The organism is Paraburkholderia sp. Tr-20389 (assembly GCF_017104565.1).
Lineage (GTDB): Bacteria > Pseudomonadota > Gammaproteobacteria > Burkholderiales > Burkholderiaceae > Paraburkholderia.
In genome coordinates, this window is sequence record NZ_JAAGPD010000049.1 from 59545 (window position 1) to 83040 (window position 23496).

Annotated in this window: 23 protein-coding genes and 3 tRNA genes; 10 read left to right on the plus strand and 16 right to left on the minus strand. The window is 63.8% G+C overall.

The window, feature by feature from the left end:
- The first annotated feature begins 5 nt into the window (after positions 1-5).
- A tRNA-Arg gene (locus G3N95_RS33705) sits at positions 6-82 on the plus strand.
- Positions 83-174: 92 nt separating this feature from the next.
- Positions 175-251, plus strand: a tRNA-Arg gene (locus G3N95_RS33710).
- Between the two features lie 76 nt (positions 252-327).
- On the opposite strand, the gene G3N95_RS33715 is transcribed toward G3N95_RS33710, so the two are convergent.
- The 5 genes from G3N95_RS33715 to G3N95_RS33735 form a co-directional block, all read right to left on the minus strand.
- A complete protein-coding gene (locus tag G3N95_RS33715) occupies positions 328-816 on the minus strand; it encodes a phage protein NinX family protein (RefSeq protein WP_205974421.1) in 489 nt (162 codons plus the stop codon).
- 85 nt (positions 817-901) lie between these two features.
- Entirely contained in the window at positions 902-3286 is a 2385-nt protein-coding gene (locus G3N95_RS33720; RefSeq protein ID WP_205974422.1) for a bifunctional (p)ppGpp synthetase/guanosine-3',5'-bis(diphosphate) 3'-pyrophosphohydrolase, read from the minus strand.
- Positions 3287-3361: 75 nt separating this feature from the next.
- On the minus strand, positions 3362-3565 hold the full coding sequence (gene rpoZ, locus G3N95_RS33725; protein ID WP_006025620.1) for a DNA-directed RNA polymerase subunit omega: 204 nt from the start codon (positions 3563-3565) through the stop codon (positions 3362-3364).
- A gap of 62 nt (positions 3566-3627) precedes the next feature.
- Positions 3628-4314, minus strand: coding sequence for a guanylate kinase (gene gmk, locus G3N95_RS33730; RefSeq protein WP_205974423.1), 687 nt, complete (start codon positions 4312-4314; stop codon positions 3628-3630).
- A gap of 16 nt (positions 4315-4330) precedes the next feature.
- Positions 4331-5254: a YicC/YloC family endoribonuclease gene (locus G3N95_RS33735; protein WP_205974424.1), complete on the minus strand. Its 924-nt coding sequence runs from the start codon at positions 5252-5254 to the stop codon at positions 4331-4333.
- 311 nt (positions 5255-5565) lie between these two features.
- On the opposite strand from G3N95_RS33735, the gene rph reads away from it, so the two are divergent.
- From rph to G3N95_RS33770, 7 genes are all read left to right on the plus strand, one after another.
- Complete coding sequence (gene rph / locus G3N95_RS33740; RefSeq protein ID WP_205974425.1) at positions 5566-6306, plus strand: ribonuclease PH; 741 nt, start codon at positions 5566-5568, stop codon at positions 6304-6306.
- Positions 6299-6922 (plus strand): RdgB/HAM1 family non-canonical purine NTP pyrophosphatase, encoded by a 624-nt coding sequence (gene rdgB, locus G3N95_RS33745; protein ID WP_205974426.1) that lies wholly within the window; start codon positions 6299-6301, stop codon positions 6920-6922. Before rph ends, rdgB begins: the two co-directional genes overlap by 8 nt.
- Positions 6919-8133, plus strand: coding sequence for a radical SAM family heme chaperone HemW (gene hemW / locus G3N95_RS33750; RefSeq protein WP_205974427.1), 1215 nt, complete (start codon positions 6919-6921; stop codon positions 8131-8133). Before rdgB ends, hemW begins: the two co-directional genes overlap by 4 nt.
- Before the next feature lie 57 nt (positions 8134-8190).
- A tRNA-Ser gene (locus G3N95_RS33755) sits at positions 8191-8280 on the plus strand.
- 183 nt (positions 8281-8463) lie between these two features.
- Positions 8464-8970 (plus strand): TonB family protein, encoded by a 507-nt coding sequence (locus G3N95_RS33760; protein WP_205974428.1) that lies wholly within the window; start codon positions 8464-8466, stop codon positions 8968-8970.
- 508 nt (positions 8971-9478) lie between these two features.
- Positions 9479-10786: an MFS transporter gene (locus G3N95_RS33765; protein ID WP_205974429.1), complete on the plus strand. Its 1308-nt coding sequence runs from the start codon at positions 9479-9481 to the stop codon at positions 10784-10786.
- A gap of 220 nt (positions 10787-11006) precedes the next feature.
- Complete coding sequence (locus tag G3N95_RS33770) at positions 11007-11186, plus strand: hypothetical protein (protein WP_205974430.1); 180 nt, start codon at positions 11007-11009, stop codon at positions 11184-11186.
- Between the two features lie 825 nt (positions 11187-12011).
- On the opposite strand, the gene waaC is transcribed toward G3N95_RS33770, so the two are convergent.
- Positions 12012-13022 carry a lipopolysaccharide heptosyltransferase I gene (gene waaC, locus G3N95_RS33775; RefSeq protein ID WP_205974431.1) on the minus strand — a complete coding sequence of 337 codons (1011 nt, stop codon included), beginning with the start codon at positions 13020-13022 and terminating at the stop codon, positions 12012-12014.
- Positions 13023-13281: 259 nt separating this feature from the next.
- Between waaC and G3N95_RS33780 the strand changes: the two genes are divergently transcribed.
- A complete protein-coding gene (locus G3N95_RS33780) occupies positions 13282-14691 on the plus strand; it encodes a chloride channel protein (RefSeq protein WP_205974432.1) in 1410 nt (469 codons plus the stop codon).
- A gap of 303 nt (positions 14692-14994) precedes the next feature.
- Here G3N95_RS33780 and G3N95_RS33785 read toward each other — a convergent pair whose 3' ends face one another.
- From G3N95_RS33785 to G3N95_RS33830, 10 genes are all read right to left on the minus strand, one after another.
- A complete protein-coding gene (locus G3N95_RS33785; RefSeq protein ID WP_205974433.1) occupies positions 14995-15306 on the minus strand; it encodes a YXWGXW repeat-containing protein in 312 nt (103 codons plus the stop codon).
- Between the two features lie 261 nt (positions 15307-15567).
- Complete coding sequence (gene minE, locus G3N95_RS33790) at positions 15568-15822, minus strand: cell division topological specificity factor MinE (RefSeq protein WP_007583338.1); 255 nt, start codon at positions 15820-15822, stop codon at positions 15568-15570.
- Positions 15823-15837: 15 nt separating this feature from the next.
- Positions 15838-16653, minus strand: a complete 816-nt coding sequence (gene minD, locus G3N95_RS33795; protein ID WP_205974434.1) for a septum site-determining protein MinD — start codon at positions 16651-16653, stop codon at positions 15838-15840.
- An 89-nt stretch (positions 16654-16742) separates the two neighbouring features.
- A complete protein-coding gene (minC, locus tag G3N95_RS33800) occupies positions 16743-17591 on the minus strand; it encodes a septum site-determining protein MinC (protein ID WP_205974435.1) in 849 nt (282 codons plus the stop codon).
- A gap of 201 nt (positions 17592-17792) precedes the next feature.
- Positions 17793-18335: a GNAT family N-acetyltransferase gene (locus G3N95_RS33805; protein ID WP_205974436.1), complete on the minus strand. Its 543-nt coding sequence runs from the start codon at positions 18333-18335 to the stop codon at positions 17793-17795.
- A 198-nt stretch (positions 18336-18533) separates the two neighbouring features.
- Complete coding sequence (map, locus tag G3N95_RS33810) at positions 18534-19319, minus strand: type I methionyl aminopeptidase (protein ID WP_205974437.1); 786 nt, start codon at positions 19317-19319, stop codon at positions 18534-18536.
- A 191-nt stretch (positions 19320-19510) separates the two neighbouring features.
- Positions 19511-20107, minus strand: coding sequence for a PqiC family protein (locus tag G3N95_RS33815; RefSeq protein ID WP_205974438.1), 597 nt, complete (start codon positions 20105-20107; stop codon positions 19511-19513).
- On the minus strand, positions 20104-21708 hold the full coding sequence (locus tag G3N95_RS33820; protein ID WP_205974439.1) for an MlaD family protein: 1605 nt from the start codon (positions 21706-21708) through the stop codon (positions 20104-20106). The genes G3N95_RS33815 and G3N95_RS33820 overlap by 4 nt, the downstream gene beginning before the upstream one ends.
- The gene (locus G3N95_RS33825) at positions 21705-23054 is read right to left on the minus strand and encodes a paraquat-inducible protein A (protein ID WP_205974440.1); all 1350 of its coding nucleotides are present in this window, start codon (positions 23052-23054) and stop codon (positions 21705-21707) included. The genes G3N95_RS33820 and G3N95_RS33825 overlap by 4 nt, the downstream gene beginning before the upstream one ends.
- On the minus strand, positions 23051-23496 hold a 446-nt coding region (locus G3N95_RS33830; protein WP_205974441.1), incomplete at its 5' end, for a TolC family protein. The genes G3N95_RS33825 and G3N95_RS33830, both read right to left, overlap by 4 nt.

Below are 23496 nucleotides of genomic sequence, written 5' to 3' on the forward strand. Positions count from 1 at the left end.
TGCGTGCGGCTGTAGCTCAGTTGGATAGAGTACTTGGCTACGAACCAAGGGGTCGTGGGTTCGAATCCTGCCAGCCGCGCCACTTTTTTCGAGGGCCTTCCTCCAGGAAGGCCCTTTTGTTTCAGCGGGTCGTACGCAGCATCAGGCGTTACCCGAGCAGTTCAAGTTTAGCGTGCGGCTGTAGCTCAGTTGGATAGAGTACTTGGCTACGAACCAAGGGGTCGTGGGTTCGAATCCTGCCAGCCGCGCCACTCATAAAGGGCCTTCCAACCGGAAGGCCCTTTGTCTTTTCCAGCCCTGCTTTTCCAATCCGATGATCGCGCCGACTCAGCGCGGCGCCGACTTGATATCCCCGATCTCGCCATCCGGCCTGGGCAGTTCGTTCTCGATGCCGACAGGCGACTGCTCGCCGATCGGCGTCGAACGCGTGCCGAACAGCGACTGCGGCTGACGCACCACTTCGTCGACGGTCTCGCCGAACTGGCTGATCACGAACGCCCTCAAGAGCGCGGCGCGCAGCGATTCGCCGTGCGCCGACACCGTCCTGTGACCGCCCTCGAAGTCCGCGACACAGTGCGCCGCGCCATCGCGCGTGCGCTCGCGCACTTCGAGCCGCTGTGCGCGCTCGAGCACGACAGCAGCAGCCTCCCACGACGTAGAAGGCGTGAAGCGTCCATCCCACGGACGTCCGCGATCATTCCCGCGTATCGAGACGACACTGCCGCTGTCGGTAAAGTGGATTTCGCGCACGAAGTCGTGCAGGCTGCGGGCGACCCAGTAGTCGAGCGCCATGCCGGAAAGATCGGCTACGTTCATCGCGTTGTTCCTGTAGACAGGCAAAGGCTCGGGCGCCTTCGTGCAACCAGGTGCAAGCGATGCGCCCGCCTTTCAACTTCCGATTTCAGTAATCGGCGCGCTCGCGATCGATCCGCATGCCGCCGTCGTGATGACGATGCCCTTCTTCGCTCGGCCGTTCGCGCGCGATGCGCATCACGTCGAGATTGGTCCGTACACGGCGCATCACGTTGGCGAGATGCACGCGGTCGCTGACCTGGATGACGAAGCGCAGCACCGTCGATTCCTGCGACTGATCTTCGTCCATCGCGATGTGGACGATGTTGGCGTCGGCCGACGTGATATCGGCGGCGGCGCGCGCGAACACGCCCTTGGTGTTCTTTACCAGCACCTTGATCGCGACGTCGAACAGGCGGCCCGGCTGCGGCGCCCACGCGACGTCGATCCAGCGGCCCGGATCGCGCCGGTGAATACGCTGCGCGACGCGGCAATCCGTGGTGTGGATGGCCATGCCGAGACCGATGCCGATGTAGCCCATGATGTCGTCGCCGGGAATCGGACGGCAGCACGCGGACAACTGCACCGACATCCCTTCCGTACCCGTGATGACGACGGGCGGCGCATTCGGCGTCGGATGCTCGGAGCGCGGATGGTCGTCATCGCCTTCGTGGCCTTCGCGGCCGTTCATCAGCACTTCGATACGCTTGGCCATCACGGCGGCCACGCGCCGGCCGAGACCGATATCCGCGAAGATTTCCTGGCGGTTCTTGTTGCCCGTCCACAGCACGAGCTTGTCCCACACTTCCGGCGTGACGTCGGACAGCGCGAGCCCATAACCCTTGAGCGACTGATCGACGAGACGCTCGCCGAGCTGCACCGACTCGTTCAGGCGCATCGTCTTCAGGTAATGACGGATCGCCGTACGCGCCTTGCCTGTGCGCACGAAGCCGAGCCATGCGGGGTTAGGCTTCGAATACGGTGCCGTGATCACTTCGACGATATCGCCGCTCTTCAACTCGGTACGCAGCGGCAGCAGTTCGTTGTTGATCTTCACCGCGACGCACTGGTTGCCCAGGTCGCTGTGGATCGAATACGCGAAGTCCAGAGCCGTGGCACCGCGCGGCAGCGCCATGATCTTCGACTTCGGCGTAAACACGTAGACGGCATCCGGGAAGAGGTCGATCTTCACGTGTTCGAGGAATTCGCTCGAATCGCCGACTTCGCTCTGGATGTCGAGCAGCGACTTGAGCCACTGATGCGCGCGCTTCTGCACATCGTTCAGATCTGCGCCGCCGTTCTTGTACAGCCAGTGCGCCGCGACGCCCGCTTCCGCGATCTCGTGCATCTTGCGCGTGCGCACCTGGAACTCGATCGGCGCGCCGAACGGGCCGACCAGCGTGGTATGCAGCGACTGATAGCCGTTGACCTTCGGAATCGCGATGTAGTCCTTGAACTTGCCCGGCACAGGCTTGTAGAGCGCATGCAATGCGCCCAGACATGTATAGCATTCGAGCGGGCTTTCGACCACGACGCGGAAACCGTACACGTCGAGCACCTGCGAGAACGACAGCTGCTTGTCGCGCATCTTCTTGTAGATGCTGAAGATGGTTTTCTCGCGACCGGTGACTTCGGCATCGAGCTTCGCGTCGGCAATGGCGCGCTGCACCGATTCGAGAATCTTGCCGACCACTTCGCGGCGATTGCCGCGCGCAGCCTTCACCGCTTTTTCCAGCGTCGCGTAACGGTGCGGATTGAAGTTCGCGAAGCTCAGGTCCTGCAGCTCGCGATAGGTGTTGTTCAGGCCGAGCCGGTGCGCGATGGGCGCATAGATGTCCAGCGTTTCGCGCGCCACGCGGCGGCGCTTTTCGGGCGGCACGGCACCGAGCGTGCGCATGTTGTGAAGCCGGTCCGCGAGCTTCACGAGAATCACGCGCACGTCGCGCGCCATCGCGAGCAGCATCTTGCGGAAGTTTTCCGCCTGCGCTTCTTCGCGGCTGCGGAACTCCATCTTGTCCAGCTTCGACAACCCGTCGACCAGTTCCGCGACCTTCGCGCCGAAGCGCTCCGCGAGCTCGGTCTTGGTCACGCCCTGATCTTCCATCACGTCGTGCAGGAGCGCAGCCATGATCGACTGCGCGTCGAGCTTCCATGCCGCGCACGTTTCCGCGACGGCAACAGGATGCGTGATATAGGGTTCGCCGCTTTGACGATATTGCCCGAGGTGAGCTTCGTCGCTGAAGTGGAAAGCCGCTTTGACTTCCTTGATCTCTTCCGGGCTCAAATAGCCGGAGAGCGCAGTTGTCAGCTTGGCGATGGAGACGACGTCATGCCGGCGCGGCTGCTCCGGCGTGGCGGTCGGTCCGAACAGGTGGCGAAACGATTGTTCGAGGACCGCGTCGATGTACTTGCGTGCAGACGATGGCGAGTCGCTATCGTGTTCGTGGGCAGCGTGATCCACTTCCGTGGCGGATGGCGAGGGATTGGTGCTCATGGTCGCCTCCGTTGCGATAGTGCCTGTCTGCACGCGTGGGGTGAGTTACATGACGTTCAAACGTTGAAGCGTGCCTTAGACGGGCACCTTCTTCAGCATTTCGACGCCGACCTGGCCGGCCGCGATCTCACGCAACGCGACCACCGTGGGCTTGTCGCGGCTTTCGATTTTCGGCGTGTGACCTTGAGCGAGCTGACGTGCGCGATAAGTCGCGGCAAGCGCCAGTTCGAAACGATTCGGGATCTGTTTCAGACAGTCTTCGACGGTAATGCGGGCCATGTTGAAAATTCCTTCTCTGTATGTTGGTTATTCTACCTTATGTCCTTGCGACCTCGCCCGTATCACGCGTGCGGCAAGTGAATGCCGAGCTGCATGAAGAGGTCCGTATGGCGCGCGTATTGCGATGCGAAGCGCGAGCGCGTGGCCGACACGAGGCATTGCAGTTCGGCGAGCGCGCGATCGAAGTTCTCGTTGATCACGACATACTCCGCTTCCGCTGCGTGCGCCATCTCGCTGCCCGCTGCGAGAAGACGTCGCGTGATCACATTCGGCTCGTCCTGGCCGCGCTTTTTCAAACGCTCTTCGAGCGCTTCCAGCGACGGCGGCAAGATGAAAATCTCGACGGCATTGCGGAACTGCTTCTTCACCTGCTGCGCGCCTTGCCAGTCGATTTCGAGCAGCACGTCATGGCCGCTTTTCATCTGCTCTTCGATCCACACGCGCGAGGTCGCGTAGTAGTTGCCGTGCACTTCCGCGCTTTCGAGAAACTCGCCTGCGTCGTGACGCTGCACAAAGTCTTCAACGGTCGTGAAGTGATAGTGCTCGCCGTCCTGCTCCTTCGGACGAGGCTGGCGCGTGGTGTACGAAATCGACAGACGGATCGCCGCGTCTCGCGCGAGCAGCGCGTTGACGAGCGTCGACTTGCCCGCGCCCGACGGCGCGACGACCATGAACAGGTTGCCGGGATAAACGCCTGCGTACGGATTGCGTTTCGGTTCGGGCTTGGATTCGGCTTTGGGTTCGGACATGCTGGTGAGACTCCCGTTACTCCAGGTTTTGTACTTGTTCGCGCATCTGTTCGATGAGCAGCTTGAGCGTCATCGATGAATCAGCGAGTTCTTTCGCGGCCGCCTTCGAGCCGAGCGTGTTCGCTTCGCGGTTCAGCTCCTGCATCATGAAGTCGAGACGCTTGCCGACCTTGCCGCCCTTCTGGATGACGTGGCGCGTTTCGTTCAGATGCGCGGTGAGGCGCGACAGTTCTTCGGCGATGTCGATGCGGATGCCGTACATCGTCACTTCCTGACGGATGCGCTCGGCGATCTCTTCGCGCGACACGATCGTCGCAGCCGTATCCGGCGCGGCAATGCCGAGCGCTTCCTGCAGACGTTCGACGATCTTCTGCTGATGCTTCGCGATCAGCTCCGGCACGAGCGGCGTGATCTTCGTGACGATCGCTTCCATTTCGGTCACGTTGTTGAGCAGCATCGTCGCGAGTTGCGCGCCTTCGCGTGCACGCACGTCGATCAGATCGGTGATCGCCTGCTTGCCGCATTCGAGCACGGCATCGCGCAGCACTTCCGGCGACACGCCGCTCTCCGCGAGCACGCCCGGCCAGCGCAGGATTTCGCCCGTGCGCAGACGGCCCGCATCAGGAAACGCTTCGAGCACGGAACGCTCCAGCACTGCGAGTTGCGCGAGCGCGTCGCGATTGAGCGCACCCGCATTGGCCGACTGCTCGCTGCGCTGCAGGTTGATGCGGATATCGACCTTACCGCGCGACAGCTTGTTCATCAGCATTTCGCGCAGCGTCGGTTCGCACACGCGCACGTCTTCCGGCATGCGGAAGTTGAGATCGAGAAAGCGCGAGTTCACCGTGCGCAATTCGACGGATACGCTGACGCCTCCGGTGCCCGATGCTGCTGCGAGTTCGCGCGTGGCGCTCGCATAGCCAGTCATACTGTAGATCATGATAGGTCTCGCAATTGCGGCCGCGCGAAGGTGCATCAGGTGCATCACATCGCACGACCAGGGATTCGAGTCGCCCGGCGTGTACGAGACGCGAGGCGGGGAACGCGCATTATCCCATTTTTGGCGGATGGACCTGCCGGAGGTGGCCTACGGGTAAGCCCGGGCAGACGGCGCTTCGAGCGCATTGATGCGCGTTGTGTCATCTGGCATGCGAGCCGCGCGGCATCGCATTGCGCGGCGCGGGCGGTGCCGGCGCGATCGGCGGTAAAATTGCAGTTTCCTTCCGCCCTCTTTCCCCCTTTATTCCGACGATGAACGACATCACGAAACGCCCCAGCGGCCGCACCGCCGATCAGCTGCGCGACGTGCGCATCACGCGCCATTACACGAAGCACGCGGAGGGCTCCGTGCTGGTCGAATTCGGCGATACCAAAGTGATCTGCACGGCGAGCATCGCCGAGAGCGTGCCCGCCTTCCTGCGCGATCGCGGCCAGGGCTGGCTGACGACCGAGTACGGCATGCTGCCGCGCGCGACGCACACGCGCAGCGACCGCGAAGCCGCGCGCGGCAAGCAGACCGGCCGCACGCAGGAGATCCAGCGCCTGATCGGCCGCGCGCTGCGCTCCGTATTCGATCTCGAACGCCTCGGCACGCGCACGCTGCACATCGATTGCGACGTGATCCAGGCCGACGGCGGCACGCGCACGGCGAGCATCACGGGCGCGTTCGTCGCTGCGCACGACGCAGTCGCGAAACTGCTCGCAACGGGCCGTATCGAGAAGTCGCCGATCACCGACTACGTCGCGGCTATTTCGGTCGGCGTGTTCGACGGCATGCCCGTGCTCGATCTCGACTATGACGAAGACTCGCAATGCGATACCGACATGAACGTCGTGATGACGGGTGATGGCGGCTTCGTCGAAATCCAGGGCACGGCGGAAGGCGTGCCGTTCTCGCGCGACGAAATGAACAAGCTGCTCGATCTGGCGCAAGCCGGTATTGCGACGCTGATCGCAAAGCAGAAGGAAGCATTGGAGTTGAAGGGTGAATGATCGTCAGGACAACGCGCTGCGCAAGATCGTGCTGGCGTCGAACAATGCGGGCAAGCTACGCGAATTCGCCGCGCTGTTCGGCACGGCGGGCATCGAGCTGATTCCGCAAGGCGCGCTGAACGTGCCGGAGGCGGAAGAGCCGCATCCCACGTTCGTCGAGAACGCGCTGACGAAGGCGCGTCACGCATCGAAGCTGACGGGCCTGCCCGCGATCGCCGACGATTCCGGCCTGTGCGTGCGCGCGCTGCGAGGCGCACCCGGCGTGTATTCGGCGCGTTATGCGCAGCTTGCGGGCGGCGAGAAGAGCGATGCCGCAAACAACGCCCGCCTCGTCGACCAGTTGAAAGATACGAACGACCGGCGCGCGTATTACTTCTGCGTGCTCGCGCTCGTGCGCCATGCCGACGATCCGGAGCCGCTGATCGCCGAAGGTCGCTGGCACGGCGAGATTCTCGATGCGCCGCGCGGCGCGAACGGCTTCGGCTACGACCCGTACTTTTTCCTGCCCGCGCTGAACGCGACGGCTGCCGAACTGGAGCCTGCCGTGAAGAACGCGACCAGTCATCGCGCGCTTGCGCTGCAGCAGTTGTTCGCGCGACTGAAGGAGGAAGCGTGAGCCAGGCATCGACGGTCGGCGTCAACGTCGTCAAGGCGTTCACCTCGCCGGGCAGCATCCGTCTGACTTCGCTGCCGCCGCTCGCGCTGTACGTGCATTTTCCGTGGTGCGTGCGCAAATGTCCGTATTGCGATTTCAACTCGCATGAGTCGAAGGGCGGCACGTTCCCCGAAGACGAGTATCTCGACGCGGTGCGCAGCGATCTCGAACAGTCGCTGCCGCTCGTCTGGGGACGGCAGGTGCATACGGTGTTCATCGGCGGCGGCACGCCGAGCCTGATGTCGGCGAAAGGACTCGACCGGCTGCTGTCGGACGTGCGCGCGCTGCTGCCGCTCGATGCCGACGCCGAGATCACGCTCGAAGCCAATCCCGGCACGTTCGAAGCCGACAAGTTCGCGCAGTTTCGCGCAAGCGGTGTGAACCGGCTGTCGGTTGGCATCCAGAGTTTCAATGAAGCGCATCTGAAGGCGTTGGGCCGCATTCACGATTCATCGCAAGCGCGCCACGCCGTCGAAGTCGCTGCGAACACGTTCGACAACTTCAATCTCGATCTGATGTTCGCGCTTCCGAAGCAGACGCTGGCGGAATGTCAGGCGGATATCGAAACGGCGCTGTCGTACGCGCCGCCGCATCTGTCGCTGTATCACCTGACGCTGGAGCCGAACACACTGTTCGCGAAGTTTCCGCCGTCGCTGCCCGACGACGATTCGTCCGCCGACATGCACGACTGGATCCACGAACGCACGCGCGAAGCGGGTTATGAGCGCTATGAGGTGTCGGCCTATGCGAGGCCGCACCGGCAGAGCAAACACAATCTGAACTACTGGCGCTTCGGCGACTATCTCGGCATCGGTGCGGGCGCGCATACGAAGCTGTCGTTTCCAAATCGCATCCTTCGGCAGATGCGCTACAAGCATCCCGCGACCTTCATCGAAGAGGCGCGCTCGGGCAATGCCGTGCAGGAAGAGCATGAAGTCGGCGCGCGCGACCTGCCCTTCGAGTTCATGCTGAACGCGCTGCGGCTGGTGGAGGGTTTCCCCGTGCATCGGTTCATCGAGCGCACGGGCCTGCCGATGACATCGATCGAGCCCGCCCTGCAGGAAGCGGAACGCCGCGGACTGATCACGCGCGACTTCGAGAAGATCGCGCCGACGCCGCTCGGCCAGGCATTCCTCAACGATCTGCAGGCGCTCTTTCTGAAGGATTCGTGATCCGCTTCATGGTTTGTTGCCCGGTCGTGAAGCGTTCCAGGTTACAATTTCGGGCTCGGAGGGTTGGCAGAGCGGTTGAATGCACCGGTCTTGAAAACCGGCAAGGCTTTACGGCCTTCGTGGGTTCGAATCCCACACCCTCCGCCAGCTTTCTTCTTCTGGACCGTCAGGTCCGTCGCCTTCCCCGCCCACCGCACGACTCATCGCGCTGATCCAACGCATGACGGGATGGCGCTCATGCGCGCTACCACTCACATCCGTACCAACGATCATTGAATCGCAACACGCATCGTCTACGCTTAACATACATCAGGCGTACGAGTTATCGCGATGTCCACCCTCTCGCTTCCCAGCCGCATCCACCCGACGTTCAAGCGAGCCGCGGCACTCGCATTTGCGCTGCTCGGCACGGCTTGCAGTTTCACTGTGACGCCGCCGCAGCCAGCCGCCGCCGTCGCGCCGCCCATCGCTGCGATCAACAGCCAGACGCTCGACCAGTACCGTACGGCCGTCGCGCAACGCATCCTCGAACGCAACCCGTCGTACGTGCTGCGCGGTACGCCGCAAGCGATGCTGCGCTCGCTCGTCGTGGTGTCGTTCGTCGTGGATCGCAACGGACAGATCGTCGCGTCGAACGTCTATCGCACGAACGGCGACGACGAAGCGGAGAGCACCGCGCTCGCCACGCTGCGACGCTCCGCGCCGCTGCCGCTGCCGCCGTCGAAACTGCTGAACGGCAAAGGTCAGGTCGAACTGTTCGAAGACTGGCTCTTCAACGACAACGGCAAGTTCCAGTTGCGCACGTTCGCATCGCCGCAAGCACAAACAATCGATTGAGTTTGTGCGAAGACGCGTCGATGCCGGCGTCAGCGCCGGATGCCGGCGACGTTGTCTTCGCCGAATATCGAGCGAAATCCGAACGCTTGAACGAACCCGCGAACAGCAAGACGCAACGCCTTGCTGCCCGCCCGCCGTCCTCGCTATAATTTTTTAAATATTCACCGGAATCTCCGGCACTTGCTGCGCGCCGCCTGCTCATCCGCTCGCGTCGCGCAGTCCGACCGTCACGTTGCCGCGCCACCCGCGCGCGCGTCCGCCCGGTTTGCTTCGCGCTTCGCTTACGCCGCTTCATCCAGTCAAAGACCAGGACGTCGCTCGTGAGCCTGTCAGCGCACCGCAAGCTGTCGATTCGTTGCACATGCAACGTCTCGCGTCGCGAATCCGCCCGAACCGCCGTTGCACCGCCGTTCGTGCGATTGCGTGCGCTCCCGCTTCGCCACACACTCAGATACACAAAGGCGCACCGCCCGCCCCGCGGCTGCGTCACGACATTTGGAGACCCTGCATGTCCACATCGCCCCTTTCCAGCGCGCAGCCCGGCGCGGGCCGCCAGAGCAGCGCCTCGCGCGTGATCTTCGCGAGCTTCATCGGCACCGCGATCGAGTTCTACGACTTCTACGTCTACGCGACGGCCGCCGCGCTCGTCATCGGCCCCGTGTTCTTCCCGCACGGCTCGGCGACGGCTCAGGCGCTGTCGGCGTTCGTGACCTTCGGCATTGCGTTCATCGCCCGGCCGATCGGCTCGTTCCTGTTCGGCCACTTCGGCGACCGCATCGGCCGCAAATCGACGCTAGTCGCGTCATTGCTGGTGATGGGCCTGTCGACGACGCTGATCGGCTTCGTACCCGGCTACGACTCGATCGGCAGCCTCGCGCCGATCCTGTTGTGCGTGTTGCGCTTCGGCCAGGGCATCGGCCTCGGCGGCGAATGGGGCGGGGCCGCCCTGCTCGCCACCGAGAACGCGCCCGCCGGCAAGCGCGGCTGGTTCGGCATGTTCCCGCAGCTCGGGCCGTCGATCGGGTTCCTCGCCTCCAACGGCCTGTTCTTCGGCCTCGCGCTGTCGCTCTCCGACGAGCAGTTCCGCAGCTGGGGCTGGCGCGTGCCGTTCATCGTCAGTGCGGTGCTGGTCGCGCTCGGTCTGTACGTGCGCCTGAAAATCGCGGAGACGCCGGCCTTCCAGGCGGCGATCGACCGGCAGGAACGCGTGCGCGTACCCGTTGCGACGCTGCTCGGCCGTCATCTCGGGCCCGTGCTGCTCGGCGCGTTCGCGATGGTCGTCTGCTACACGCTGTTCTACATTTCGACAGTGTTCTCGCTGTCGTACGGTGTGTCGGCGCTGCACATCTCGCGGCAGAGCTTCCTCGGCATGCTGTGCGTCGCCGTCGTCTTCATGGCGCTCGCGACGCCGCTGTCCGCCTGGGCCAGCGACCGCTTCGGCCGCAAGCCGGTGCTGATCGTCGGCTGTATCGCGGCGATCCTGTCGGGCTTCACGATGGCGCCGTTGCTCGGCAGCGGCTCGATGCCCCTCGTGCAGTTGTTCCTCATCATCGAACTGTTCCTGATGGGCGTTACGTTCGCACCAATGGGCGCGTTGCTGCCCGAGCTGTTCCCGACCAACGTGCGTTACACGGGTGCGGGCGTCGCGTACAACCTGGGCGGGATTCTCGGGGCGTCGGTGGCGCCGTATATCGCGCAGATGCTCGCGGCGCAAGGCGGGCTGTCGTGGGTCGGCCTGTATGTGTCGGCGGCCGCCGTGCTGAGCCTGGTCGGCGTGGCATGCATGCGTGAGACGCGCGACACACAGCTGATGTAACTCTCGCTGACTATTCAACGCAAACGGCCCCGGCGCGATGTTCCGCGCCGGGGCCGTTTTGCTTCGTGGCGTGATCGAAAGCCGAACCCGATCCTGTCGCGCACCTGTCGATTCGTTGAAGGCCGCAAGAACGAGTACAGGGAATCTCCCCGGCTTGCCGCACTTTTCAGCCTGCCTATACTCGAACAAGTAGAAGGCTTGGCTGGATGGGGAGGAATCGATGAACTTTCATCTAAATAACGCGGACATCGTCGTCATCATCGCGCTGGCGCTGCTCGGCTCGCTGTTGCTCGCGTTCCGTTTCAAGCCGGCGAGCTGGAAAGGTATCGTCGTCGAAGCCATTGCCGCGAACCTGGCCGCCATCGCCGCCGTCGTCGCGTTCGAAATGCTGGTGGCCTGAGCGGCCAGTCGTAGTGGTTCAGATGCTGATAGCCGGCACGGAACGGCCACCAGCATCTCTCGTCCGATTAGCGGTAGTAGTAGCCGTGATGGTGATAGCCGCCGCCGTCCGGCACCACGATACAGCCACTCAGCGATGCAGCCAGCAGCGCGCCCGTCACCAAAGCCAACATCAAGCGTTTCACGTCGTTCTCCCTTAGAGTCAGTATCGTTTTATTCGAGCGAACCCCGAATGACCTCGATTGGACACGAACCCGTCAGGGGTGAGCGTTGCAATTTGTAAGCGTTCACTGCGCCCGTGTTACAGGCTGGGAAAGGCTTTGCCGTGCGAAGAGACGTCGAAAGGACGGACAAGCGACATGTCGGCAAGCCAGCCAATACGCATCGGGCCCGCCCGGAAAGCCTTGGCGGGCAAGGCATCGGCGGCTCGGCCTCGCGCAGGACTGCGAGCGATGCCAAAACGCGTGAGCCGCGTTACGGAAGGCCGAAACAATAGCGACAGTTTTAACAGGCGTGTAATGAGCGAACGCGCGTTGCGAACGAAGAAACCCGACGGGTCGCGATAACACAAGAGGACAGCCGCGGCCGAACACGGGCGACGGCTCTTCGCACAAACCGAAGAAAAAGAACAAAAATGATTGAACTTGTTTGCGCCGGTTCGGTCTCTACGGATGTTGTACCGGTTTGTTCTGCAGGTTTCCTCTCGGTCCGCGCGCTTCAGGCGCGGGCTTTTCAGAGGCGTCTCGCGACGGCGTCCGAAATTGGGCGAACTGCGCGTACGCCTCTTTTCTTTTTTCTTCGGCTCACGCCCCGCTCATCGGCCTCATCAGGCCGCTGCCACCGACTCGCCCTTGCCGCCGCCGACCGTCAGCGGGTCGGCGTGTACGTGATCGATGGCGGCCAGCGCTTCGGCGACGGGCGGCACGGAATTCCCGTCCCCAATCGAAACCGAGCGGAACGGCACGTTGTTCTCAAACGTTTCCCGCGACGTAGCGATGAAGATCATCACCGTGCGCTTGCCCAGCGCGTGCGCCAGATGGACGAACCCCGTATCGACGCCGATCACGAAGTCCGACGCTGCGATCACCTGGGCGATGCCCGTCACGCTCAGTTGCGGCAGCAGCTCGGCGCCTTCCACTTCGTCGACGATGGCGAGCCCCTCGCTGCGCTCGGCAGCCGAGCCCCACGGCACCACCACATGAAAACCGCGCCGCACGAGTTCCCGGGCAATTGCAATCCAGTGTTCCGCCGGCCACTTCTTGTCGTCCTTCGAAGCCGCGTGGAACAGCATGGCGAGCGGCCGCCCGCCCGTATCGACGATCGGCTTGGCGGGCGCGGGAATCCGCAGGTTGTAATCGGGCGGGGTATCGAGCGGATAGCCGAGCGCCGTGCTGACGGTTTCGCGCATGCCGCTCCACGCATTACGGTCGCGTGGCGGCACGAACCGGCCGGTGTACGCGAACGCAGCGCCGCGCTCGCCGAGATCCTTGTTGCGATAGCCGAGTCGGCGGCGCGAACGCGACAGGAACGCGATGATCGCGCTCTTGTAGACGCCGTGGATATCGACGGCCACGTCATAGCGGTGCGCACGGAGTTCACCGATGGACTGCGCAATTGCCTGGAAATCCGCCCAGCGCCGCGCCTTCTTGAAGCGGCGCAAGGGCGCGCAAAGCACGCGGTCGATGCCCGGATTCCAGCGCGCGATTTCGGCGAATGACTCGTCAACCGCCCAGTCGACCTCGACGCCCGGAAAAGCGCGCTTGAGATCGGAGACGATCGGCTGCGCCTGTATCACGTCGCCCATCGAGGTGACCTTGACGATAAGGATTCGCTTCATTGATTGCCCGTTTTTGGCTGCTCGGCCCAATCAGCAATTTTAGCCGAGCAACCTGGGATTTGCCCGCAAAATGGGCAGCGGGAAATCTTGCCGGAGCCGCTCTTCCGTTACCAGAGGTTACTTCCCTTGACAGGGACAGCCGCGCGCCGAGCAAGGCCCAGCAGGCTTTCAACTCGTTTGCGCCGCGCCGCCGACTATAATTGTCCCCAATATGGCCTGTCTGCCGGGCCGTTACCCGTCTATTCCCAGCCCGACTTCCATGTCACGGACACCTCTGCTGTCCTCGAGCATCGGCCGGCGCGTGCGGCGTCTGTGGCGCCAGTACGGCATCTTCTGGCTGGGCGCGATCGCCGTCGGCCTCACGGCTGTTTTTTATGCGCGGCTGATCGATTTCGGCTACAACGCTTTCCTCGATTTGCAGAAGCAGCACCGCTGGCTCACGCTGCTGTTGACGCCCGCTGTCGCAGCATTGTCCGTCTGGCTGACGCGGCGCTTCTTTCGCGGCGCCGAGGGCAGCGGCATCCCGCAGGTCATCGCGACGCTGCATTCGAACACGAGCACAGCCGGCGCGCGGCTGCTGACCTTTCCCCTGCTGCTCGGCAAGATCCTCGTGTCGTTTCTGGCGATCTTGGGCGGCTTCACGATCGGGCGCGAAGGGCCGACCGTGCAAGTCGGTGCGGCGCTGATGTTCAACCTGCGCCGCCTCTACCCGCGCTCGAACGCGCTGATCGAACGACAACTGGTGCTGGCGGGCGCCGCGGCCGGTCTGTCGGCGGCATTCAACACGCCGCTCGCGGGCATCGTGTTCGCGATCGAAGAACTCACGCGCAGCTTCGAAGCGCGCACCAGCGGCGTGCTGATCACGGCCATCATCATCGCGGGCATCATCGCGCTCGGTCTCAACGGCAACTACACGTATTTCGGCACGATCGACATCGGCGCGGATTTCCCCAAGCTGCTTGCCGTCGCCGTCGTCATCACGGGAATCGTCACGGGCATCGCGGGCGGCCTGTTCGGCTGGCTGCTGCTCAACACCGAACGCTGGATTCCCGAACGGCTGCGCCGCCTGAACAACGAGCGGCCCATCGCGTTCGCCGCGCTGTGCGGCCTGGTCATTGCGGTAATCGGCCTGGCGTCGGGCGGCACGACCTTCGGCAGCGGCTATGCGGAAGCGCGCGGCCTGCTCTACGGCACCGAGCATCTGTCGGTGTTCTACCCGCTGCTCAAGATGGCATCGATGATCGGCTCGTACCTGCCGGGCATTCCGGGCGGCATCTTCGCGCCGTCGCTGTCGATCGGCGCCGGCTTCGGCAACGTGCTTCACATGATCTTCAGCGACATGCAACTGCCGATGCTGATCGCGCTCGCGATGGTCGGCTATCTGGCCGCCGTGACGCAGTCACCGATTACGTCGTTCGTGATCGTGATGGAGATGATCAACGGACACGCGCTCGTGATTTCGTTGATGGCGACCGCGCTCGTATCGAGCCGGATTTCGAGCGTATTCGCGCCGCCGTTATACGAGGCGCTGTCGAAGCGCTACATGGTGGCGGCCGCTTTGGCTTCTGAGGCCAGTGCTTCTTCTCCGGAAGTCCGAGCTGAACAACCCGACGAAGCCGAAAGTCCTCGCGACGATCCGCTCACGACGCGCGGCGAAGCAAAAGAATGAGTTCGTGTTTCGACCAACAGAAAAAATCGGGCGCGTTCCATCGAACGCGCCCGACCTCCCACAATCGTCAGTACACCATGATGCCGACCGGATGGTAGTACACCGGACGGGCGGGCACGACGACGCAACCGGCCAACGTGACCGCCAGCACGACGATCGCGAGCAAGGTTCTTTTCTTCATGTGATGACTCCCTTGATGGTTGCGATAAGCGCGCTCTCGGGCGCGTTCTGAGAACAGGCAGCCTGCCGCAAGCAATGCCGTCGACGCGCGTCGGCGCCGCCCGTTCGATGCTCAGTCACGCATCACGCCCAGTGGCCCTGGACCCAGCGCCAGTTCGGACCATGCGCGATCCAGTGGCCCGGCACCCAGTGATAGCCGACACGCTCGGCCTGCCAGTGACCGGGCACCCAAGCGTAACGGCCGTGATCCCAGCGCCAGTGCCCCTTGTCCCACACATAGCCCGTGCGCGGCGCGGGCACGGCTTCGAAGCGCTCGACGGGCGGCGCGCTCGGCGCCACGACGATCACTTCCGCAGCCGACGCCGAAGCAGCGGCAGACAGACCGGACATCACGAGCACCGCGGAAGCGGCGAGCAGACGAATCGACTTGTTCATGTTTTCACCTCTTGTGTGAGCACCGAATGACGGCGTTGCCGGTTCAATGCGCGAGGTGACGAAAAAGCTGACAGCGGGCGTGTTACCGCGTGCCCTCAAGTGCAACGGATTATTTCGGGGACGTTCCGCGAGAAGCGGAGAAGCGCCATGCAGGCGGAAGAGATGCGTTCGAAGGACGCAGACACGACAATGCGCGCCACCTGCCGACAGTGACGCGCATCGCGCGAAAAGAGATACAACCGGCGAGAAGCCTGAAACCGCTCAGGCCTGCGGAATCTCGATCTTGACCTCGAGCACTTCGAGGTCGTCGTGACGTTCGAGATTCACGCGGATATCGTCGTCCGAGATCTTCACGTACTTCGAGATCACGGCGACGAGTTCACGTTGCAACGCGGGCAGATAATCGGCAGGCGCTTTGCCGCCGACGCGCTCATGCGCGATGATCAGCTGCAGGCGTTCCTTCGCTATCGACGCGGACTTCTTTTTCTCGCCCAGCAAAAACGAAAGAATCGACATCAGGTACGCCTCCCTTTACTTGGTGCCGAAGAGGCGCTGCAACAGGCCCGGCTTCTGGTAATCGGTAAAGCGCAGCGACTTCTGCTCGCCGAGAAAACGCGACACGACGTCCTTGTACGCTTCGGCGACATCCGTACCGTCGAGGTGCACCGCCGGCAGGCCCTGGTTCGACGCATGCAGCACGGCTTCCGATTCCGGAATCACGCCGATCAGGTCGATGCGCAGGATTTCCTGGATGTCCGTCAGCGACAGCATCTCGCCTTCGCTCACGCGCTTCGGGTTGTAGCGCGTGATCAGCAGGTGTTCCTTGATGGGATCCTTGCCTTCGATCGCGCGCTTCGTCTTCGACGACAGGATGCCGAGAATGCGGTCCGAGTCGCGCACCGACGACACTTCCGGGTTCGTCACGATCAGCGCCTCGTCGGCGAAGTGCATCGCGAGCAGTGCGCCCGACTCGATGCCCGCCGGCGAATCACAAACGATGTATTCGAAGTCCATCGCGATCAGGTCGTTGATGACCTTCTCGACACCTTCCATCGTCAGCGCGTCTTTATCGCGCGTCTGCGACGCGGGCATGATGAACAGGTTCTCGCACTTCTTGTCCTTGATGAGCGCCTGGTTCAGGTTCGCTTCGCCCTGGATCACGTTGATCAGGTCGTACACCACGCGACGCTCGCAGCCCATGATGAGATCGAGATTGCGCAGACCGACGTCGAAATCGATCACTGCCGTTTTCGAGCCGCGCAACGCGAGCCCGGAGGCGAAGCTCGCGCTCGTGGTCGTCTTGCCTACGCCACCCTTGCCCGAAGTCACCACAATGATTTTTGCCATTACCCTTTACCTTGTGTTCGTCAATTCGTCTATTGAGTCCGGCGGGAGTTCCATCGCGCGACACACGCACGGCGTGTGCGGCGTACGCATCAGGTGAGCCGCAGCGGTTCGATCATCAGCTTTTCTTCGTCGAGCCAGATCTGCACCGGCTTGCCGTGCACGTCGGCCGGCAGCGGGTTCTCGGTCGTCCGGTAGATGCCCGCGATCGAGATCAGTTCCGCTTCGAGACACGTGCAGAAAATGCGCGCGTCGTGATTGCCGTGCACGCCCGCAAGCGCGCGGCCGCGCAACGGCGCATAAATATGGATGTTGCCTTCCGCGATCACTTCGGCGCCGTTGCTCACCATGCCGAGCACGACGAGATCGCCCTTCGCGTAGATGCGCTGGCCCGAGCGCAGCGGCTTGTCGATCACCGTCGTCTGCGACGAGGTGCCGATGCGAACGCCCTCGGCTGCAGCCAGGGGCGCGCCGTCTTCCTGAGCAGAAATAGGCAGTTGCATTTGCACTTGCGCATTCGATGCCGCATCCGCCTGCGGTGCCGCGTCGACCTTCGGTGCGGCAGCGCCAGGCTTGCCGGCCGCTTCTTCGCCCGCTTCGTCGCCATTGCTCTTGCTGCCGCGCGGGTCGCGCGCATCGAGCAGCGGCAGCCCGGCTTCGCTCGCCCACTCATGCTGCGCGCTGTCCGCAACGACGCCGATGGGACGCATACGCACGCTGCCCAGCAGCGTGGCGATCTCCGCGAGCGGCACACGCTCGTTTTCTGCAAGACGGCGCACGTCGATCGCGACGGTATCGTTCGCGAAGAATTCGGGCGTCGCCTCGAAGCGCCGGGTCAGTTCGGCACGCATTTCAGCGAGGTCGGTCGTCTTGACGACAAACAGCAGCGTGTCGACCGCGCCACTGCGCAGTTCAAAGAATGGCGATTTCCTGGGCGACATAGCGTTCGGCAAAAAATTTTGCGTATTTTACAGGCGTCCAGGCGAACGGTGAGCTTTTTTGCCAATAAGTCTTCACGCGACAGGAAAATGCCGCGCGCGTGCTGAGTCCGGGGCGGACCGATCGACAAAGACTGGGAAAAATGGCGCGTCTGCCGGCGGCCCGAAGGAGCCGCGAGACATTGCAAAGAAAGGTCAGCCGGACTACCCGCGTGCGCTGCCGTCCGATGACGACGCTTGCGGCACGTGCCGCACGAGCAACGTCTGGAGCTGGTCCGGCGCGCGCGGAATACGCTCGTGCTCGCCTGTCGGACCGAAGCCGAGACGCTCGTAAAAGCGCATCGCGTTGCGATTTTCGTCGGCGATCCACGCGTAGATTTCGGTGGCACCCGCTGCCGCGAGCCACTCGCTCGCTGTGTTGACGAGCAGTTCGCCGCCGCGCAGATGCCGCACGGCGGGTGCGACCCACAGCTCGCTGACGAACGCGCGATGCGACGGCGCGTCCTCGAAGCAGGCGCCGATCAGACCCGCGGGATGCCCTTCCGTGTACAGGATGAACGACGTCGACGCCGCCGACGCGGCGTGCCGCGCGGCCGTCGCTTCGAACGTGGACGCATCGGCCGACAGCGCTTCTTCCAGCGTCTCGCCGAAAGCGTAAGGCGCTTCGCGTAGCGAAGCCGTACGAAGCTCGCGGAAGACGACGCCCTGATCGGCTGCGATGCGGCGAACGGTCAGTGAAGGACTCATGCGGTCGAAAATCCCTTATGTCATCCGGGTGGAGCGCTAGCGCGTAGCTTTAACCGAACCGGCGCGTGAGTCAAATCTTTAATTCGGCGCAGTGCGAGCCAGCGCGCATGGGTTGACAGGCAAGCGTAAAAGCGGCACACGCGCGTGCAGGACGGCCGCAAACGGTTGCGAGGCGCCCTTCCCGCGCACAGCCTCGTTTCACGGCGCCTCGTAGCGCCCCGTGCCGTCGGGCCACGGCGTGAGCAGCTCGTAGCCGTCGTCCGTGACGGCTACCATGTGCTCCCACTGCGCTGACAGCGAACGGTCTTTGGTGACGACCGTCCAGCCGTCGCGCATCACCGTCGTACCCGCGCGTCCCGCGTTGATCATCGGTTCGATCGTGAACACCATGCCCGGCTTCAGGCGTACGCCCTGCCCCGGCTGGCCGTAGTGCAGCACCTGCGGGTCTTCGTGATAGACCTTGCCGATGCCGTGCCCGCAGTAATCGCGCACGATCGAAAAGCCCTCGCGCTGTGCGATCTTCTGGATGGCATGGCCGACGTCGCCGAGCGTCGCGCCCGGCTTTACCTCACGGATGCCCGCGAGCATCGCCTCATAAGTCGTGTCGATCAGTTGCTGTGCGACCGTGCTCGGCTGGCCGACCGTGTACATGCGGCTCGTGTCGCCGAAGTAGCCGTCCCTGATGACGGCCACGTCGATGTTGATGATGTCGCCGTCCTTGAGGACCTCGCTGCGATCGGGAATGCCGTGGCACACGACGGAATTGACCGACGTGCAGACCGTCTTCGGAAAGCCCATGTAGCCGACGTTCGCGGCAATCGCCTTCTGCGTGTTGACGATGTAGTCGTGGCAGATCGCGTCGAGTTCGCCCGTCGAAACGCCGGGCTTCACGTGTTCGCCGATCATGGCGAGCACGTCGGCGGCGAGCCGGCCCGAGATGCGCAGGCGGGCGATGTCTTCTGAGGTTTTGTAGGTGATGGCCATGTCGAAAAGCGTTGGCGGCATACATGGCGCGGCCGTCGTGCGACGGCAAAGGCGGGCGTTGCACGCGCTCGCAGCGCAGCGCATCAGGCACGGAATGGCCCGCATCGCAGCCATGCGTCCAGTTGTCGATGAGGCCATTGTACAGAGTCTGCCCGCGCGGCCGCTCCCGACCCCGCAGTGCGCGCCGCCGTTCAACCCGGCGACGCGCTCCGGATCGCCGCCGCGATATCGCGGCTCACGGCGGCGAGCGCCCGGCTGTGCGCCGCGACCAACGCCGCGTCGTCCGCGCCCTGCAACGGCTCGCGCACCGTCGAGCGGCCCGTCAGCAGCGCCGTGCGGCCTGTCACGCGCACGGTCCACAATGCATCGACGGCAACGGCTTCGCCGGGCATCGAATCGAACTGCACGATATCGACGCGCACGCGGCACGCCTCCGTGCCCGCCACCGTTTGCGACGACACCGACACCTGCTTCGAGCCGAGCAGCCGCGTCAGATCGGCGGCGATCACGTCGGCGACACCGCTTTTGAGCGGCTCGCCCCAGCGCGCGAATTCGTTGAGCCTCACTTCGTTGCCCGACACGCGCGTGACGAGTTGCGGACGGTCGACCAGTTCGGGGATCGTCACCGGCCCGACCACCACCGACACGGACAGCGGCGCGCCCGCGCTTTCGAGCGTCGAATCCGGGCTCAACGTATAGAAATTCGAGCGCGGCGACGCGCAGCCCGCCAGCAGCGCAATGCACACGACCGACAGCGAGGCGCAACATGCGAACGTGATTCGCTTCACTTTGCGTCCTCCTGTTTGCCGCGCAGCAACGCTTCCGGATGGCGCTGCAGATAATCGGAAAGCGCGCGGAACGACGCCGCCGTGCGCGCGAGTTCCCGGATCGCATCGCTCGTGTCCTGCTGCAGCGTCGAGTCGGGCGCCAGTGCGCTGTTGGCCGAGTTGAGCGTCGTCTGCGCCGCCGACAGCGTGCTCTTCGCCTGCGGCACGACCTGCGTATTGAGGCTCTGCATCAGCGTGCCCATATCGGCGAGCGTCTGCTCCGCGTTCTTGCCGATCTGCTCGAGCGGCAGCTTGTTGACGCGCGCGACGATCCGGTTGATCGACTCCTGCAGCGATTGCAGCCCGCTCGGCTCGGTCGGCAGTTCGGCGGGCGTGCGGCTCCAGTCGATGGCCGTCTTCGGCGCGTTCGGGAAGAAGTCGAACGAAACATACAACTGCCCCGTCAGCAGGCTGCCCGTTTTCAGTTGCCCACGGAAACCGCGCGACACGAGGAAATCGGCAATCGCCTTCGGATCGCTGAACGCTCGACCGCTCTCCGGCTTGCCGTCCGCGTAGCGGGAGGTGAAGCGCTCCGGATAGAACTTGATCTCGACGGGAATGCTGATCTGTTTCGTGACAGGATCGAAGCGCGTGTAGATCGCCGATACTTCGCCGAGCACGATACCGCGGAAATCGACCGGCGCACCCACCGTCAGTCCGCGCACCGATTCCTTGAAGTTGAGCACGTAGGTATCAACGATGCGGTCCTGCACCTTCATCGCGTCGGCACGCGTCGCGAACAGCGTGAACGGCGTGCGTGCCGGGGCTGCGGGCTCCGCGAGCGACGACGGTGGCGTTTCGAACGCCAGGCCGCCGATCAGGATCGACACCAGCGACTGCGTGTTGATCTTCACGCCTTCCGTGCCGAGCGAAACATCGATGCCGCCCGCTTCCCAGAAGCGCGAATCGCTTTTCACATAGCTGTCGTACGGCGCGTTGACGAAGATATGCAGCGTGATGCCGCCGCCGTCCTTGTCGAGTTCGAACGCCGTCACCTGCCCCACTCGCAGCCGCCGGAAATAGACGGGGGAGCCGACATTCAGCGACGCCAGATTCGATGTCTTCAGTACGAACTCGCGCCCGGGCACGTCGCTCGCGAACACGGGCGGATTTTCGAGCCCGGTGTAGTCGCGTCTTTGGTGCTTCGCATGGCCGATGTCCATGCCGATGAACGCGCCCGACAGCAGCGTGCTGATACCCGACACGTTGCCGCCCGCCACGCGCGGCCGCTCGACCCAGAAGCGCGTGTCGTCGACGAGCATGTTGGTGGCGTTGGGCGTCAGTTCCGCCGTCGCGACGACGCGCTTGTAGTCCTTCGACAATGCGACCTTTTTCACGACGCCGATATCGACGTCCTTGAACTTGATCTTGGTCTTGCCCGCTTCGAGCCCTTCGCCCGTCATGAAGCTGATCGTGATGGTCGGCCCTTGCGAGAGCGCCGCCTGCACCGCGAGCCAGATGCCGACTCCGACAGCCGCCATGGGCACGAGCCAGATCCACTGGATGCGCCAGCGTTTCTTCGGTACGCCCGCTGCGCCGGGCAGGTCGGTGGGCCGGTTCATTCCCGGTTCCTCGTATCCCAGATGAGCCGTGGATCGAACGACATTGCGGCGAACATCGTCAGCACGACGACGGCGCCGAACGCGATCGCGGCGGGACCGGCGCGCACCGTGGCGAGTGCATTGAACTGCACGAGCGCGGTAAGGACGGCGATCACGTAGATATCGAGCATCGACCAGCGCCCGACCAGTTCAACGATCCGGTAGATGCGCGCGCGCTGATCCGGCTGCCACGTAGACCGGAAATTCGCCGAGGTTGCGAGAAAGCCGATCGCGAGAATCTTCAGCATCGGCACCGCGATACTCGCGATAAAGACAAGCACCGCGAGCGGCCACGAACCCGACGTCCACAGATACACGACGCCGCTCATGATCGTGTCCTTCTGCGCGCCGAACAGCGAACTCGTGTCCATCACGGGCAGGATGTTGGCGGGGATGTAGAGGATGATCGCCGCGATCAGGCAGGCCCACGTGCGCGCGAGGCTATCGGGCTTACGCAGATGCAGATGCGCGCCGCAGCGCGGACAGTGCCCGGGATGTACGGGCCGGTGCACGGCCGCATGCACGTTCGCGTAGTCGCGTTCGTCGCTGGCCTGCGCGGGCGCGACGCGGGTCAGCAAACCGCAGTCATGGCACACGCACAGGCCGCACGCGGCGGCCGTCGCGGCGGGAAACGGCGTGTCGCTGTTGAAGTCAGGACCGGCGTCGGGCACGCCTTCGAGGCGCATCCACAGGTCGCGCACATCGAACGCGGAGGCGGCCGCCGCGAGCATCAACATCAGCGCGCCGAACGACCACAACGCCGGCCCCGTCACTACCGACGCGATATGCGCGAGCTTCACCAGCGCGACCAGCAGGCCGAGTATCAGCACTTCCGTCATGCCCCATTCCTGCGCGACGCGCAGCGTGCGGAACACGGCGTCCGCGCGATACGGCGTGCGTCCGAGGCGCAGCGGCAGCAGCAGCCACACGAGGCCGAGCGCCTGGCACGCGGGCATCAGCATCGTCGTGATGAAGATGAGCGCCGACAGCGGCCACATGCCGTCCTGATACAGCACGCGCACCGCGCCGAACATCGTCGTTTCGACGAGATCGCCATTCACCGCCAGACCGACGATCGGGAACGCATTCGATATCACCCACAACACGCACGCGGCGAGCGCATAGGCGAGCGTGCGGTCGAGGCTGTTCGCGTGACGCCGGTACAAGGTCGCGCGGCAGCGGCAGCAACGCAGCACGCCCTCGGGCGGCACGGTGCTTTCAAGCTGGAGCAGATCGCATTCGGGACAGGCGATCACAGGCGTGCGCGCGGCGTGGCCCAGATAGGTGGAGGTGGCCGTGTCGCTCATTTCACTTCCTGCACGGTGCCGTTCGTGCCGTTCACGGGCTGCGATGCATCGCCCGCATGCGCGGCCTGCTGGGTGGTCATGCCTTCAGCCGTGACCACCCAGCCACCGCCCATCGCCTTGTACAGACTCACATACGACACCATCACACCCGCCTGGGTCTGCGTCTCGCTCAGCTGCGCGTTGAACAGGCTGCGCTCGGCATCGAGCACCTCGATATAACTCGTATAGCCGCCTTCGTACCTGAGCCGCGCCAGATGTGCATAGGTCGCCAGCGCCTGTACCTGGCGGCCCTGCACCTCGAACTGCTCGCGCAGCTTCTGCGACGAGATCAGCGCATCGTCGACTTCCTGGAACGCCACCTGGATCGCCTTGCGGTACGAGTACAGCGCCTGCTGCTGCACGGCCTCGGCCTGCTTCACCTGACCGGCGATCGCGCCGCCCT

Coding starts and splice junctions, on each gene's coding strand:
- G3N95_RS33715 (WP_205974421.1), bottom strand. CDS start 816: ATGAACGTAGCCGATCTTTCCGGCATGGCGCTCGACTACTGGGTCGCC.
- G3N95_RS33720 (WP_205974422.1), bottom strand. CDS start 3,286: ATGAGCACCAATCCCTCGCCATCCGCCACGGAAGTGGATCACGCTGCC.
- rpoZ (WP_006025620.1), bottom strand. CDS start 3,565: ATGGCCCGCATTACCGTCGAAGACTGTCTGAAACAGATCCCGAATCGT.
- gmk (WP_205974423.1), bottom strand. CDS start 4,314: ATGTCCGAACCCAAAGCCGAATCCAAGCCCGAACCGAAACGCAATCCG.
- G3N95_RS33735 (WP_205974424.1), bottom strand. CDS start 5,254: ATGATCTACAGTATGACTGGCTATGCGAGCGCCACGCGCGAACTCGCA.
- rph (WP_205974425.1), top strand. CDS start 5,566: ATGAACGACATCACGAAACGCCCCAGCGGCCGCACCGCCGATCAGCTG.
- G3N95_RS33760 (WP_205974428.1), top strand. CDS start 8,464: ATGTCCACCCTCTCGCTTCCCAGCCGCATCCACCCGACGTTCAAGCGA.
- G3N95_RS33765 (WP_205974429.1), top strand. CDS start 9,479: ATGTCCACATCGCCCCTTTCCAGCGCGCAGCCCGGCGCGGGCCGCCAG.
- G3N95_RS33770 (WP_205974430.1), top strand. CDS start 11,007: ATGAACTTTCATCTAAATAACGCGGACATCGTCGTCATCATCGCGCTG.
- waaC (WP_205974431.1), bottom strand. CDS start 13,022: ATGAAGCGAATCCTTATCGTCAAGGTCACCTCGATGGGCGACGTGATA.
- G3N95_RS33780 (WP_205974432.1), top strand. CDS start 13,282: ATGTCACGGACACCTCTGCTGTCCTCGAGCATCGGCCGGCGCGTGCGG.
- G3N95_RS33785 (WP_205974433.1), bottom strand. CDS start 15,306: ATGAACAAGTCGATTCGTCTGCTCGCCGCTTCCGCGGTGCTCGTGATG.
- minE (WP_007583338.1), bottom strand. CDS start 15,822: ATGTCGATTCTTTCGTTTTTGCTGGGCGAGAAAAAGAAGTCCGCGTCG.
- minD (WP_205974434.1), bottom strand. CDS start 16,653: ATGGCAAAAATCATTGTGGTGACTTCGGGCAAGGGTGGCGTAGGCAAG.
- minC (WP_205974435.1), bottom strand. CDS start 17,591: ATGTCGCCCAGGAAATCGCCATTCTTTGAACTGCGCAGTGGCGCGGTC.
- G3N95_RS33805 (WP_205974436.1), bottom strand. CDS start 18,335: ATGAGTCCTTCACTGACCGTTCGCCGCATCGCAGCCGATCAGGGCGTC.
- map (WP_205974437.1), bottom strand. CDS start 19,319: ATGGCCATCACCTACAAAACCTCAGAAGACATCGCCCGCCTGCGCATC.
- G3N95_RS33820 (WP_205974439.1), bottom strand. CDS start 21,708: ATGAACCGGCCCACCGACCTGCCCGGCGCAGCGGGCGTACCGAAGAAA.
- G3N95_RS33825 (WP_205974440.1), bottom strand. CDS start 23,054: ATGAGCGACACGGCCACCTCCACCTATCTGGGCCACGCCGCGCGCACG.